The organism is Planctomycetota bacterium, from assembly GCA_038746835.1.
GTDB lineage: Bacteria > Planctomycetota > Phycisphaerae > Tepidisphaerales > Tepidisphaeraceae > JBCDKH01.
The window spans coordinates 1-13550 of sequence record JBCDKH010000090.1 but is presented as its reverse complement, the minus strand read 5'-3'; the positions used below and the strand labels follow the sequence as shown (position 1 = coordinate 13550).

Below are 13550 nucleotides of genomic sequence, written 5' to 3'. Positions count from 1 at the left end.
GAAGAAACGTGCGATCAGGTTGCACAGCGTCGTCTTGCCCGCACCACTCGGGCCGACGAGCGCGACGGTGGTGCCGGGCGGCACGTCGAGCGAGACGCCGGACAACACCGGCTCGCCGAGGTGCACTTCGTCGTCGCCGAGGTCGCCGGACTGCAGTGGGTAGGCGTAGCCGACGTCGTTCAGCGTGATACGACCTGCGACGTCCGCCTTGCGGACACTGGGCTTGTCTTCCGTGGACTTGCCGAACTCGGGCGACTCGTCGAGGAGGTCGAGCGTGCGATCGAGCCCGGCAAGCTGGTTCTGCAAACCCGTCGCGCTGGTGGCCAGCATGGCGATCGGCTGAAGCAGGCCCAGCAGGTACGCCAGAAAAGCGGTGAGGTCGCCCGGGGTGAGGCGAGGTGTGCCGTCGTCGCCGAGTCGCGTGCCGAGGATGCCGCCAAAGAGCAGCAGTCCAGCAGTTGCTAAAGGGATGATGACCTGCCAGGCCGCGTCGATGCCGCGCATCCACCACCACGTGTAGAGCTCCTGCCGCGCCATGAGGTGGTTGTTCGCTGCGAAGCTCACGGCCTCGCCGCGCTGGCGGTTGAACGTGCGGACAACACGCATCCCGCCAAAGGCCTCGGTGGCATGGGCATCAGTCACCTGCCGCGTGGAGCGAATGTCCCGCCACAGCGGGCGGATGCGATTGATCCACGTTCGGTGCGTCATCCAAACGACCGGCAGCACGAGCAACGCCCCGAGCAGAAGCTCCCAACGAATCAGGGCCAGAATGACCAGCGAGCCGACCAGTTGTACAACCGCCTTCATCGGGTTGTAGAGCAAGCTGAAGACGAGTTCGCCGACGTTGCCAGCATCATCTCGCAGGATGCTCGCCACGCCCCCCGACTTGATGTCGTGTACGCGATGCAGCGGCAGCCGCACAGCGTGATCGAAGGCGACGCGCCGAGCCGCAACGCTCGTCTGCTTGCTCGCGAGCGTCGCCTGCCACCGGCTCCAGAGCGTGATGACCAGCGTCACCATCGCCAGAGCCATGCTGACGCCGACGACCCAGTAGAGCAGGCCGAGCCGGCTGTCGGCACTGAGGCCGACGGACGTCAGAAAACCGGTCAACCAGCCCGGTCGCGTGTCGACGCCGCCGATCATCACGTAATCGATGACGAGCTTGGGCGCGTAGAGCGGAGCGAGGGCGAACAGCGTGCCTGCGGCGCTCACGACGAGTGCCGCAACAACGCGTGTCCGCTGGTTTCCAAGCAGCTGCCAGAACGCACTGAGAAGCTGGCCAAAGCCGCGGTTGCGTTTGCCGCTGCGTCGGCGGCTGACAATGACGCCTTCGCGTGAACCTTGACGGCGTGCTTCGTCCAGCCGCTCGCGTAGCTCGTCGTCGGAAACGTCCTTCTCTTTGCTGGCCTTATCCAGCTCACGGGCGGTCTGGCGGTACTTGCGGTACCGCCGTCCGCTGGATCGGCGAAAGCGGATCGACGTCTCGTCCGACAGCCCGTTCGCGTTCTCTCCGTTCGACGTGCGGGAAACAGCACCCGCGGGTTCAGCAACAGTCACGGGAACAGCGTAGGAGCGGGTCAACCACCACCTCCGTCATCCCGAGCGAAGCCGAGGGACCTCGCCTTGTTCTGCGCTCGCTCAGGATGACGAACTGGGCGCCTCATCGCTGCCGGAGCCCCATGCCGATCGCTCCCGAGCCAAAGCGGTCGCGCACGTGGTCGAGGGTCTTGTCGAGCGTGGTGTCGGCTCGATCGAACAGGTCCAACTGCGACTCGGCACCCGCATCGTGCAGGTCTGCCAGCTGCACGCCCATCAGTCGTACTGGGCGAAAGCTTGTCTGCGCCCAGGCGTCGAACAGGTCACGGGCGGCTTCCCAGAGCGGCCTGGTCCGATCCGTCGGGTCGGGCAACGTCGTGCGACGGGTGAAGGTCTCGAACTCGCGATAGGTCTGCCCATGACGCAGCTTGAGCGTGACGGACCGTGCCGTCCGTCCGGCCCGGCGCAACCGGCTCGCGACGTGTTCGACCTGGGCGAGCAGCTCGTCGCGAAGGGCGTCGCAGTCGGTGGCGTCTTCGCCGAATGTGTGCTCGTGGCCGATGCTTTTGGCCTCGCGTTCTGGGACGACGGGGCGTTCATCGATGCCGAACGCGAGCTGCTTGAGCCGCAGGCCGAAGTGATGGTCGACGAAGAAATTGTCTGGCAGCTCGCGGAGGTCGGCAAACGTCTTGACGCCGAATCGCCTAAGCCGCCGTGCCGCGGCCGGACCGACGCCCCACATCTCTTCGATCGCAAGTGGTCCGATGAGGTCGAGCACCTGATTGGGCGTGACGACGAACAGTGCGTCGGGCTTCTTTAGTCCGCCGACGAGCTTTGCCAGGAACTTGTTGGGCGCAACGCCGACGCTACACGTCAGGCCGGTCGTCTCAAGGACGCGGCGTCGAATTTCGCGAGCGATAGTCTCACCGTCGCCGAAGAGCCGTTGGCTGCCGGTGACGTCGAGGAAGGCCTCATCGATGCTCAGCGTCTGCACCAGCGGCGTGAACTCCCGCAGAATCGCAAAGACCCGCCCGCTCGCCTCTCGGTACTTGGCAAAGTTGCCTCGGACGATCCGCTCGTGCGGACACAGCCGAACCGCCTCGCCCGTCGGCATTGCACTCCGGCACCCATACGCCCGCGCCTCGTATGACGCTGCCTGTACCACACCCCTCGGCGGTCGCCCCGCGACGAGCGTCGGCCTGCCCCGTAACGACGGATCATCCCGCTGCTCCACCGACGCGAAGAAAGCGTCCATGTCGACGTGAAGGACGCTTCGGGCCGGAAAGCTTGAAGGAGGAAGCTTGAAGCCCGAAGACTCCGATTCTGGTCCTTCAAGCTTCAAGCTTCAAGCTTCCTCCTTCAAGCTTTCTGACTTCCCTCACTCGTCCACCTTAAATCGATCCCCGAGCTTCTTGATCGAGTCGGGCTCGGGGAACTGCTCGTCGAGGAGGGCGGCGATGCGTTCGGTGCGGTGGCGGTCGTCGAGGTCTTCGAGTAGCTCCTGCTTCACGTCCGCATCGTCGAGAAGGTCGAAAGCCAACACGTCCGCCAAACGCGTCGTCGGCAACGGGCTGGTGAAGAGCTTTTCGAGCTGTCCCGCGACCGGTGTGCCCAGGATCGGCGGACGGCGGCAGATGCTGAGCATCCGCTCGCGGGCGTCGCCCAGGTCGATCTCGAACGCGCCCTTGCACGACAGCACCTCCAGATCGGCCCGCCGGTACATCAGCGGCTCGCCGGGATAAACCTCTTCGAACAGCTCGGCCTCATCGTCGAGTTGCACGCGGGCCGTGCCCTGGACCAGCACGTTGAATCGGCCGTCGGGCAGACGTTGATGGTCGATGATGCGGGCGACGCAGGCGACGTCGTAGATCGGCGTCACCTCGCTCATCGGGTCGGGCTCGCCCTTGACCCGGCAGATGCCAATCAGGCGTCGGCCGTCGTAGCCGGGCTCGACCGCGTGTCGCGTCATTTGGCGGTATCGCCGCTCGAACACGTGCAACGGAAGGATCGCCCCCGGCAGAAGCACGACACCCGGCAGCGGGAACAACGGGACCGCGTCGATCCGTTCGCCGCCTTCGAACTCGTGCCCGTCTGCGTCTCCGTCGAAGGAGTCGCTGTCAGAGGACATGAGCAACGCTATGCCCGAAACGACCTAACGTGCGTTCAACATGATGCGAAGTCTGCTCACTCTTGTCCTCGTTGCGGTGTCACTCATCGCGAGCTCAGCCGCGGCGGAACTGCCCAAGCCTTTGCAGGCGGCACCGGTGATCGAGGCGCGTGACATCAGTCAGCTGCGCGAGCACCTCGGGCAAGAGGTCGTCGTCACGGGCAGGGTGGCCGAGGCGAAGTGGAGCGACAGCGGCAAGGTCATGCACGTCCGCTTCGAGGGCGTCGCGGCCAAGGATTTCGGGCTCGCCAGCTTCGAGTCGACACGCGGCCAGTTCGATCGCGGCTTCGGCGGCGACATCGCCAGCGTCCTGACCGGCAGTACGGTCCGCATCAAGGGCACCATCCAGCCGTACGGCGGCAGGTGGGAAGAGCACAAGGACCGCGTCGAGATTCTGCTCCGCTGGCCTAACCAGCTCACGATTCTCGAGCTCGGCAGCCGGTGAGCGATCTGGAACTGGCTGTCTCTCGCTCCAAGCGCCTCGAACGCCGTCTCCGCGACGGCCTGGCCGCCCAGGGCAAGGGCCTGCACGAACTCACCAGCAGCGTCGAGCGGCGTCTCCCGGCAGACACGGTCCGGAAGCTCCGCTTCGTGGCGACGGTTCGAAACAAACTCGTCCACGATATGGACGTCCGCAAGCTCGACGATCGCAAGCGATTCGTTTTGGCTTGCGATCAGATCGAACGCGACATCGACGACGTCGCGGGTCCTGGGCATCGCGACTCGTGGCGGACCACGTTTCTTGTTGTGGGCGTTATCGCGGCGCTGATCGCGATCGGGATGGGGATCGCCATCTGGATGATGGTCTCCAGCGGCGTCGAGCTGGAGTGGTCGTTTGGATAAACGAACACTGCGACCCGCAGAGTCGCAGCTATCTCAATCGGCTTGGGTCGGGACGTCTGCTACTTGACTTCGACAAACGACGCGACGCTCGCCAGGTCGCGGGCGTGCTGCGTGGTCGCCGAAATCTTGGCCGACGCACCGACGGGCAGGTCGGGATGGACCTTGCGGGTGTACTTCGTGTAGATGCGTCCGCCGCGACGCTTGGGGCGGTCCTTGTGATTTTTGACGCGGGCGTCGATCGGGGCCCGGAACTCGGGATCCGACATGAACAGCCGCTCGACGGTCTTGCGGGCGGACTCACGACCCAAGGCCTTGGTGATCGTGACATCGAAAGTCTTGCCCGGACGGGCAGCGAGCGGAGTTGCAGTGTCGGCAGCCATGAGTCGGTCCTGAATAGCGGGCCGGCACTCTAGCGCCGGATCGTGCCGCGGCAAGGCTCTGGCAGGTCACAGCGTGTATCGCAGGCGGCTCACGAGCCACTGGATCGCCTTGTCCCGAAACGGCCGGCGTCGCCAGCTGGACGCGTGGATCTTCCGGGCGAACTCGCGATCGTGACCGAACATCGAAGCCACATGCCCGGCAAAGGCCTCGCTGCGGACGACGGCCGACAGCTCCAGATTGAACTCGATCGATCGGTAGTCGAGGTTCGTGCTGCCCAAAACCACCAGCTCGCCGTCGACAACGATGCTCTTCTGGTGGAGCATGGCGTGCTGCCGCTCCCAGATCTCACAGCCGGCGTCGAGCAGACGCTTGTAGAACGACCGGCCGGCAAGAACGAGCAGCTTGACGTCGCTGCGACCGGCCAGCATCAGGCGGACCTTCACGCCCCGCGCCGCCGCGGCAGACAGGGCTTCCAGCAGGGCATCGTCCGGGGCGAAATAGGCCACTGTCAGCAGAATGCTCTGCCGCGCCTGCGAGATCATCTGCTGCAGAAACGGCCTTAGCGGCGACGAGAGGGTCGGTGCCGATGCCAGGCAGCCAAGGTCGCGGCCATGCTTCAGCACACCCGTCGGACCTTCGTCCGGCTCGGGCGTGCTGATCTCGCGGCTCTTGCCAAGACGTGTGCCCTTGGCCGGCTTGGCGAGGTCCAGGTGACGCGAAAACAGAGTCCGCCTGATCGGGCCGCGGCGGACCGTGTATCGCCACGTGTTCGCGAACGCCTCGGCGAACATTCCGGCAGACGGGCCGACGATGCCGACGCCCGCGTCCCGCCACATCGTCTCGGGATCGACCTCGGCTTCGGGCGCGACCCACCGGCCGGCGTAGCGGTTGCCGATGTTCAACCCGCCGATGCCCGCGACGTCGTCGTCGACGACCAGCAGCTTGCGATGATCCCGGTTCGCCGGCCGCCAACCCCAACGGGTCCGCCACGGATTCAGCGGGTGGAACTCGACCACATTTGCCCCAGCCCGGCTCATCGTGTCGAAGATGGATCGGCTCGTGAGCAGACAGCCGAAGCCGTCGTAGATGACGAACACGCGCACGCCTTCCGACGCACGCTGGGCCAGCAGTTCGCTGAATCGCCGCCCAGTCTCGTCGCCAGGCCAGATGTACACCTCGAGCAGAATGCGGTGCTGCGCGTCTTCGATTGCCCGAAATGCCGCCTTGGCGGCCTCGCCATCCTTGAAAAGCTGCAGGCGAGTTCCGTCGCGCAGGGTCACGGGGTCAGGCGATCGCCAACCGTCGTCCTCCTCGCCGGGCTGGATGTTCAATCCGCGACCGGCCGCGTCGTGCTCCTGCTGCGTCCAGCCGGCCCGGGCCAGACGCAACCGGGCCTCCGACTCCGGCAGGAGCGGCACGCGTTGGAGCAGATCCTGGACGTGATCGCGAAGCACGTTCCTGAGAGTTTCGTCGGCGTTGCGTCGGTTGTGAAGCGCCGCGACTCGTTGCCACATACCGTGCCGTTGCCATGCCCATCACGCGCGACGAAGCCATGAACGCCCTGCGTGGCGTCGAAGACCCTGAGCTGTTCAAGGACATCGTCAGCCTCGGCATGGTCAAACGCTGCGATGTCGACGAGACCGGCGTCGTGGACGTCAATGTCGAGCTCACGACGCCCGCGTGCCCGATGAAGGACGAAATCGAGAACCGCGTCACGACAGCCCTGAAGAACGCCGGCGCAAGCGACGTGAAGTTGGAACTCTCGGCCGACACACGTGGCGGCCGGGCGAAGGGGGGCTCGCCTCAGCAAGAGGGCTTCACCGAGCCACCGCTGCCGCAGGTCAAGAACATCATCGCCGTCGGTGCCGGGAAGGGCGGCGTGGGCAAGAGCACCGTCGCCGTCAACCTCGCCGTCGGCCTGCAACGCACCGGCGCCACCGTCGGCCTGATGGACGGCGACATCTACGGTCCGTCGATGCCGACGATGCTGGGCGTGCGTGGCGTCGTGCCGAAGGTCGACGCGGACAAGAAGCGGATCCTCCCGCACCACGTCCACGGCATCCACGGCGTGACGATCGGCTCACTCGTCGAGCAGGACAAACCGCTCATGTGGCGTGGCCCGATGGCACACGGTGCGTTCAAGCAGCTCATTCTCGACAACACGAAGTGGCCCGAGCTGGACTACCTCGTCATCGACCTGCCGCCGGGAACGGGCGACGTACCGCTGACGCTGTGTCAGATTCTGCCGCTGACAGGCGCGATCATCGTCGCGACGCCGCAGCAGGTGGCGATCGACGACGCAACGCGTGCGGCCAAGATGTTCGAGCAGCTCGGCTGCCCAGTGCTGGGCCTCGTCGAAAACATGAGCTACTTCGCCGGCCCGGACGGCCAGGAACACGACATCTTCGGCCGGGGCGGCGTCCGCAAGATGGGCCAGGCGATGGATCTGCCGGTTCTGGCGGAAATCCCAATGTTCCCCGAGCTGCGCGTCCACGGTGACACCGGCCGACCGCACGCCAACTTCGAAGGAGACCCGCGCCTCAAGGAGGCCCTCGAAACCCTCGCCGGCCGCGTCGCGGGCGAGGTCGCCAAGCGCGTGATGAACGACCAAGCGCCGGAGCTGTCGATCTCATGACAGAGAACGAGCCGCGACCGCGATGGAGCGGAATCGCCGGAGGCGATGTCGAACTCACAAATCAGCTTCGCTGAGCCCGCTCCCTGACGGTTGCGGCTCGTTGCCGAGTTCAGCCCAGCACCTTGAACACTTCCGGCACGTCCGTGCGTTCGGCGTAGCGGACGTTCATTTCATGGCGGCCGTTGCTGATGGGGCGGGTGCGGGTGACTTCGCCAACGAAGGCGCGGTGGGGGCGCTCGTCGATGATCTCGGTGAGTCGGAGCTTCGTGCCGACGGGCAGAGACTCCTTGAGGTAGAACGCACTCCCGGCGAGGCTGGCGTCGCGGATGACGACGTCGAACTGCTCCCCGCCGAACAGGCCGCTGGTGACTTCGACCTTGGCCGACCGACGCACCGGTCCGCGGCGCTCGCGGCGGCGGTCCCGATCGAGGGTGACGGCCGGGGCGACCTGGTTGGATAACCGACTAACTCGCTTGACTCGCGACATGTGAAACTACTTGGAACGGATCGGGACGCCTGTTGAAGCGTTGGCGTCGCTCGACTGCTGAACGGAAGACTGCGATTGGAAACGAATGTTCTCTTGCAGGCCAGGACGGGCGGTTGCCGTCGAAAAGGGTTGTGAGCTTCAGCGACTTTGGCACTTCGCGTGCCAGTCGCTGCCGCTGCTGCATTTTCCTCCCGCGGGGAAGAGCTGCCTCGCCCGTTCGCGTCACCGGGATGGCTGATCCATCCCGCCGACACGCCGAAGCGTGCAGGCCCGTCACACCCGTGATGGGAACGTGCGACAGAGACGACAAAGCCTCCGTCAGTGCATGGTATCGGCTGCAGGAGCCAGAGGGCCAACCGGCCGGCGAGATTTTCTTGAGCCGTGTCGGATTATCGAGCCTTCGTGTTGCATCAACTCGGTTGGTGTCGAGACCGAAATGAGGTACAGTTTCAGAGCAGACGTGTTGTGTTCTGCCGAGATCGGCCCTGAGAGTGCTGGGCCGATGCCGCCGCGGGTGGTGTCTCGCAGGCGGTTGATTTGTTCCTCCTTCAAGGAGTTGTGATGGCCGTTGCCGATGCATCCGCCCAGCCGCAGGCTCAAAAGCCGACGGGTTCGCTCGATCTATCCCATGACGCGAACGAGACCGCATTCGCGAAGCGTGTCATCGCCGATCCGACGCTGCCGCGCATGCCGAAGATCGGCCTCGATGAGAAGCTGTATCTTCGCGTCGCTCAGGAAGCCTCGCAGAAATGCGACGACCTGACGCACGAGGCGGCCAAGGTCGGGCAGTACGTCACGCTGGGCGTGCGCGATCCGGACAAGCCCTGGGCTGAGAAGCTCAAGTGCTTTCGCCACGCGCTCAAACGGCACTGCCAACCGCCAGAGCATGCCGACGAGCCGACGAAGCGTTGGTACAAGCAGCTGGCCAACCACGTCCGCAAGTACACCGGGCGGGAAGCACTTCGGCTGTCGATGGAGGTCAACGAGCGATTCGAAGCGCGCCTCGCCATGGGCCAAACTGCTGACGACGTCGCGGAAGATGCTGAGACCTTTTTCGACAGCGTCTGCCCGAACTGCGGCACCTGCCCGCCGGTCTACCGCGAAGAAGAGTGGGCCCAGATTCGCGAAATCCGCGACAAGTGGATCTGAACCGTCGTGGATCAGCGGGGCTTAGTTACCGTCCGGATGGAGCAACACGAACGGCACCGAGTGCTTTTCTACGCGCGTTGTGATGGGTAGCACACCGCCCGGATCGCCGTCGATCTGAACGGGCGTGTCTTCCGCATTCGACGCGATGGTCACCTCGCTCCCCTTGGCCCGGACAACGCCGTCCGCATCAACGTGCCTGCCGATCGCCGCGAGCGTGAACCACTTGACGACGTCCATCGGGCCATCGCACGGCAGGCAAACCACGTCAAGCAGGCCGTCGTCCGATATCGCGTCCGGGGCAATTGGAAACCCTGCGCCGTACTCCGGCATGTTTGCGACCATCGCGATCGCTGGAGCCGGTCCGAAAACCCGTTGGCCATCGACCGTGACCGTGATCGCCGGCACATCGCGCGACAGCAGAGCAGACGCGGCGGGCAGGGCGTAGCTGGTCAGCCCAATCGGCCCAGGGGAGCGTGATCGTCGGCGATCGAGCTCTGCGACGACCTGCGCGTCGAACCCGACGCTGGCCATCAACAGGAATGGGCCGCGACCCTCGACGCGGCCGATGTCGAGCCGTCGGACCATTCCGCGAGACAGGGCCCGACAAGCGTCATGCGAAATCGTCTTAGCCAGCCGTCGCGGACCCGGCAGCAGCGTGCGTCGACCGATCCGCATGACGCGTCGGCCGAGTCTCCCGGAGCCGACGATCCTCGACGCCGACTCGCGAACGCCGTCCATCGCGACGTTCCAGAGCGTGCGACGAAGCCCGAGGTGTCGACCGAGCAGGTTGGCAGTGCCCATCGGCACGGGCAGGATCGGCGGGACCATGCCGAGTTGCAGAAGCCGCTCGACTGCCGCACGGACGGTGCCGTCGCCACCGATGACGAGGACGGCGTCGTGGTCACCCGAAGGAGAAACGGTCTCTGCGGGATGCGTCTGCGTCAGGCTCGTCGCAACGCCGGAACGGCGAAGGTCCGAAACGATGGTCCTGGCCACCGTCGCCGCCAGGCCGCGACCTGCTCGTGGGTTGACGATGACCCAGACCCGTCTGGCCTCGATCCGTTCGATTGCAGACTCGTCGGCCGAGGACACGTCGGTCATGGTTGCAGCTTTCTGCTGAGGCGTCGCCTTAAGTCGCGCCGGTCGTCGGTCGATGCAGCCTTCCAGCGATGCGACCCGACGCGAAGCCACCATCCGAACCGCAAACGCCAACGCCGCGTCGCAAGCGCCGCCTCGTGCTCTTCGGCGTTCAGGATCGCCTGCTGCTCAGCCTGAGCTGCCTGGTGATCGCAGTCGTGCTGATCACGTCGGTGATCGTGGCCGAACACACGAGCCAGGCCTTCATGTCGCTCGCCACCACGAACGACGTCGAAGCGATTCCCGCGACGAAGGCCCAGGTGCTTCGCGAGATCTTCGGGGTCGCATTCGCGTCGCTGGCGATTCTGCTGCCGCTGGTCTACGTGCTCGTCTCCAGGGCGTTCCTGCCGCTGCGAAAACTCACGGTCGCCAGCCGTGGCGTTGCGGCTGGAAGATTCGAGACTGTCGATATCCAGTTCCGCGGCGAAGCGCTAGCGGAGCTGGCCGAGACGTTCAACAACATGGTCGTCCGCTTGCGCGAGCAAAAGCAACTCGCCGACGATGCCACGGCCCGGCTGCTTGAAACGAATCTGAACCTCGAACGACTTGTCGCAGAGCGCACGCGTGAGGCGGAAGGCACATCCAAGCGACTTCGCGAAGAAATCGCAGAAAAGAGCGACTTCCTCCGCGCCGTCAGCCACGACCTCAACGCGCCACTACGCAACATCGACGGCATGGCGGCCAGCATTCTCCGCAAGCACGGCGAGACGCTCACAGACGATGCCAAGCAGCGGCTCGAACGCATCCGCACCAACGTCGAGGCAGAATCCGAGCTCATCGGCGAGGTTCTGGAACTCAGCCGAATCCGTTCCATTCGCGGTGAGTTCGAGAACGTCCGACTCAACGACCTCGTCTGGTCGCTTCGCGGCGTGTTCGAGCAGGACCTTCGCGACAAGAACATCGAGCTCGCGCTTGAGTCGAACCTGCCGACGATTCACGTCGAAAAGAATCGCATTCGGCAGGTCTTCCAAAACCTGTTCGACAACGCGATCAAGTACATGGGCGACGGCCCGGAACGCGTGATCCGAGTCAGCAGCAAACCTGTCGACGACGGCATCGAGATTGCCGTGAGTGACACGGGGATTGGCATCAGCGCCGAGGATGCAGCACGCGTCTTCTACGCCTTCCGCCGAGGATCGAATCACCAGGGCGTCGCGGGCAAGGGCGTCGGGCTGGCGGGCGTGAAGGCGATCATCGAGACCTACGACGGAGCCATTCGTTGTGAGCCTGGCGTGCGAGGCGGGACGACGTTCCGGTTCACCATCGGCAACGCGTACATCGGAGCCAAGACCACGACGCCGCAGCCAGACGAGGGCACCCTTGTCGCCGACGAAGATGCCGTCCACGACGATCCGCCCCGACCAACCCTTGCGGTTGAGCCGCACAGCTCCAAGCCGTTGGCTGCCTGAAGTTCTTGAGTTTTTACTGCAGTCGTGTCCGCGCCAGGTCCCAGCCTCCGCCAGCTCACTGCCGCCTCCGGGCGTCGGCTGGATCCGCACATTCTGGTGGTGGACGATGACGTGGACCTGCGCATCCTGATTCGCGACGCCATTGAGCTCGCCGAAGAGCACCGTGATGAGGAAGCGTCACCGACGATCAGCGAGTGCGGCTCTGGCGAGGAGGCGCTGACCTTTCTTGACTCGTGCGATCCGCTCCCGTCCCTGATCTACATGGACGTCGAAATGCCTGGCATGGGCGGGCTCGAAGCGGTCAAGCGGCTCAAGGAAAACCCGCGGACACGGAACATCCCGGTCGTCATCCTGAGTGGCCTGCAGGACGTCGCCCAGCAAGGCCGCGACGCCGGATGCGAGGCCGACGCGTTTCAGGTCAAGCCCGCAGATGCCGACAGTTTGATCGAGACGGTTCTGCAAAGCACCGACTACTGGCTTCACGTCCGCCCGCAGAAAGAGACGACTTCCCCAATCCCCAACGCTGCCTGAATTCGGATGACGGACGCACTCGACAACAACGCCAGATTTCCAAGCGTTTGTTCGCAAAACGACGACGCGAATTGTACGTCCGAGTTGACGCAGGAAGGGGACACGGTGGACAGCTCCGACACGAACGGCAACGCAAAACCGACCTCAAGCACGGCCCAGCGGCTGCTCCTTATCGAGGACGATCCCGACCAGCAGCTGCTCATCGGCGAGACACTCGAAGAGGCGTTTGGCGAAGGACTGGTCGACATCTGTGGCTCCTGCAAGGAAGTCGATGAGGTGGCCGACCTCACGCCCTACGCGCTTGCGCTGTGCGATGTGAACCTTCCTGATGGCAACGGCCTGGACATTCTCGACAGCCTGCAGCAGCGTGCTCCAGAGCTGCCGGTCATGATGCTCACCGGCCAGAACGACACCGCCACGGCAAGTCGTGCGATTCGTGGCGGGGCGTGCGACTACGTCGTCAAGGCTGGGGCGTATCTCGAGACGATGCCCCTGACGATCGCCAAGAACCTCGCCGCCGGCGAGACGGCCGTGGCGAGGCATCGTCGTGAGACGACCTTGCGAGACCAAGCCCAACGGCTGACGACCGACCTCGCCGACGAGCGATCCGCCCGAGAGCTCGCCGAGCGGGAGGCGAGCCTCGATGCGATGACGGGCTGCTACAACCGTCGCAGCTTCGAACGCATCGGGAATCAGCTGTTCGCGGAGGCAACACGCAAGTCGACTGCGTTGTCGCTCGTGATGATCGACCTCGACAAGTTCAAACAGGTCAACGACACCCACGGCCATGCCGTCGGCGATGACCTGATCAAGACGGCCGCCCGCGCGATTCAGGCGAATCTCCGGCAGATGGACGCCGCCTGTCGTTATGGCGGCGACGAGTTCATTCTGCTGCTGCCCCAGACGGAAGCCGCCTTCGCGACTCAAGCCGCGAAACGCATCGCGGACGACTATGCCAATGCGAGCGCCGCGTTGCTACCCAACGGCGAGCGCAAGACGATGAGTATCGGCGTCGCCGAACTGCAAACCTGCCACCCGATCCCAGCGAGCCTCGAATCGCTCATGGAAGCCTGCGACCGGGCGCTCTACGACGCTAAAGAAGCGGGCCGGGCTCGCATCTGCGCAGCTGCGTAGCGAGGTCGAGTTCAGAGTGAGCGATGCGCTCGCGTCGGTGACTCGGTGTCGTCTGCGCTCGGTGCCCCGTCGCGATGCCGGTGACGAGGCTCTCGGTGGACGAATCGTTCCTTCCACCCACTCGAAGCCGTGGGGGGGGGG

14 protein-coding genes are annotated in these 13550 nt (G+C 64.8%); 7 read left to right on the top strand and 7 right to left on the bottom strand.

What is annotated here, in order from left to right; genetic code table 11:
• The 3 genes from AAGI46_10115 to AAGI46_10105 form a co-directional block, all read right to left on the bottom strand.
• A partial coding sequence (locus AAGI46_10115; GenBank protein ID MEM1012559.1) for an ABC transporter ATP-binding protein occupies positions 1-1557 on the bottom strand: 1557 nt, incomplete at its 3' end.
• 103 nt (positions 1558-1660) lie between these two features.
• The gene (gene dinB, locus AAGI46_10110) at positions 1661-2878 is read right to left on the bottom strand and encodes a DNA polymerase IV (GenBank protein MEM1012558.1); all 1218 of its coding nucleotides are present in this window, start codon (positions 2876-2878) and stop codon (positions 1661-1663) included.
• Positions 2879-2914: 36 nt separating this feature from the next.
• A complete protein-coding gene (locus tag AAGI46_10105; protein MEM1012557.1) occupies positions 2915-3664 on the bottom strand; it encodes an LON peptidase substrate-binding domain-containing protein in 750 nt (249 codons plus the stop codon).
• Positions 3665-3704: 40 nt separating this feature from the next.
• Here AAGI46_10105 and AAGI46_10100 point away from each other — a divergent pair, with 40 nt between their 5' ends.
• Both AAGI46_10100 and AAGI46_10095 read left to right on the top strand, forming a co-directional pair.
• Complete coding sequence (locus tag AAGI46_10100) at positions 3705-4148, top strand: hypothetical protein (protein ID MEM1012556.1); 444 nt, start codon at positions 3705-3707, stop codon at positions 4146-4148.
• Entirely contained in the window at positions 4145-4546 is a 402-nt protein-coding gene (locus AAGI46_10095) for a DUF4145 domain-containing protein (protein MEM1012555.1), read from the top strand. The genes AAGI46_10100 and AAGI46_10095 overlap by 4 nt, the downstream gene beginning before the upstream one ends.
• A gap of 59 nt (positions 4547-4605) precedes the next feature.
• Here AAGI46_10095 and AAGI46_10090 read toward each other — a convergent pair whose 3' ends face one another.
• Together AAGI46_10090 and AAGI46_10085 are read right to left on the bottom strand one after the other, a co-directional pair.
• Positions 4606-4926 carry a hypothetical protein gene (locus tag AAGI46_10090; protein ID MEM1012554.1) on the bottom strand — a complete coding sequence of 107 codons (321 nt, stop codon included), beginning with the start codon at positions 4924-4926 and terminating at the stop codon, positions 4606-4608.
• A 66-nt stretch (positions 4927-4992) separates the two neighbouring features.
• A complete protein-coding gene (locus AAGI46_10085; protein MEM1012553.1) occupies positions 4993-6381 on the bottom strand; it encodes a phospholipase D-like domain-containing protein in 1389 nt (462 codons plus the stop codon).
• A 74-nt stretch (positions 6382-6455) separates the two neighbouring features.
• Between AAGI46_10085 and AAGI46_10080 the strand changes: the two genes are divergently transcribed.
• The gene (locus tag AAGI46_10080) at positions 6456-7562 is read left to right on the top strand and encodes a P-loop NTPase (GenBank protein ID MEM1012552.1); all 1107 of its coding nucleotides are present in this window, start codon (positions 6456-6458) and stop codon (positions 7560-7562) included.
• A 109-nt stretch (positions 7563-7671) separates the two neighbouring features.
• Here AAGI46_10080 and AAGI46_10075 read toward each other — a convergent pair whose 3' ends face one another.
• Positions 7672-8049 (bottom strand): PilZ domain-containing protein, encoded by a 378-nt coding sequence (locus AAGI46_10075; GenBank protein ID MEM1012551.1) that lies wholly within the window; start codon positions 8047-8049, stop codon positions 7672-7674.
• A gap of 561 nt (positions 8050-8610) precedes the next feature.
• On the opposite strand from AAGI46_10075, the gene AAGI46_10070 reads away from it, so the two are divergent.
• Positions 8611-9198, top strand: a complete 588-nt coding sequence (locus AAGI46_10070; GenBank protein ID MEM1012550.1) for a hypothetical protein — start codon at positions 8611-8613, stop codon at positions 9196-9198.
• A 21-nt stretch (positions 9199-9219) separates the two neighbouring features.
• Here the strand turns inward: AAGI46_10070 and AAGI46_10065 are convergent, their stop codons facing one another.
• Positions 9220-10299 (bottom strand): diacylglycerol kinase family protein, encoded by a 1080-nt coding sequence (locus AAGI46_10065; protein ID MEM1012549.1) that lies wholly within the window; start codon positions 10297-10299, stop codon positions 9220-9222.
• Between the two features lie 68 nt (positions 10300-10367).
• Between AAGI46_10065 and AAGI46_10060 the strand changes: the two genes are divergently transcribed.
• The 3 genes from AAGI46_10060 (at position 10368) to AAGI46_10050 (ending at position 13409) form a co-directional block, all read left to right on the top strand.
• Positions 10368-11744 carry a HAMP domain-containing sensor histidine kinase gene (locus tag AAGI46_10060; protein ID MEM1012548.1) on the top strand — a complete coding sequence of 459 codons (1377 nt, stop codon included), beginning with the start codon at positions 10368-10370 and terminating at the stop codon, positions 11742-11744.
• A 24-nt stretch (positions 11745-11768) separates the two neighbouring features.
• Complete coding sequence (locus AAGI46_10055) at positions 11769-12275, top strand: response regulator (GenBank protein ID MEM1012547.1); 507 nt, start codon at positions 11769-11771, stop codon at positions 12273-12275.
• Between the two features lie 105 nt (positions 12276-12380).
• Positions 12381-13409: a diguanylate cyclase gene (locus AAGI46_10050; protein MEM1012546.1), complete on the top strand. Its 1029-nt coding sequence runs from the start codon at positions 12381-12383 to the stop codon at positions 13407-13409.
• The last annotated feature ends 141 nt before the right edge of the window (positions 13410-13550 follow it).

What these genes read in the sequence shown, in the direction of transcription:
- AAGI46_10090 (MEM1012554.1), bottom strand. Translation starts at nt 4,926, where the DNA reads ATGGCTGCCGACACTGCAACTCCGCTCGCTGCCCGTCCGGGCAAGACT.
- AAGI46_10065 (MEM1012549.1), bottom strand. Translation starts at nt 10,299, where the DNA reads ATGACCGACGTGTCCTCGGCCGACGAGTCTGCAATCGAACGGATCGAG.
- AAGI46_10075 (MEM1012551.1), bottom strand. Translation starts at nt 8,049, where the DNA reads ATGTCGCGAGTCAAGCGAGTTAGTCGGTTATCCAACCAGGTCGCCCCG.
- AAGI46_10100 (MEM1012556.1), top strand. Translation starts at nt 3,705, where the DNA reads ATGATGCGAAGTCTGCTCACTCTTGTCCTCGTTGCGGTGTCACTCATC.
- AAGI46_10080 (MEM1012552.1), top strand. Translation starts at nt 6,456, where the DNA reads ATGCCCATCACGCGCGACGAAGCCATGAACGCCCTGCGTGGCGTCGAA.
- AAGI46_10105 (MEM1012557.1), bottom strand. Translation starts at nt 3,664, where the DNA reads ATGTCCTCTGACAGCGACTCCTTCGACGGAGACGCAGACGGGCACGAG.
- AAGI46_10060 (MEM1012548.1), top strand. Translation starts at nt 10,368, where the DNA reads ATGCGACCCGACGCGAAGCCACCATCCGAACCGCAAACGCCAACGCCG.
- AAGI46_10070 (MEM1012550.1), top strand. Translation starts at nt 8,611, where the DNA reads ATGGCCGTTGCCGATGCATCCGCCCAGCCGCAGGCTCAAAAGCCGACG.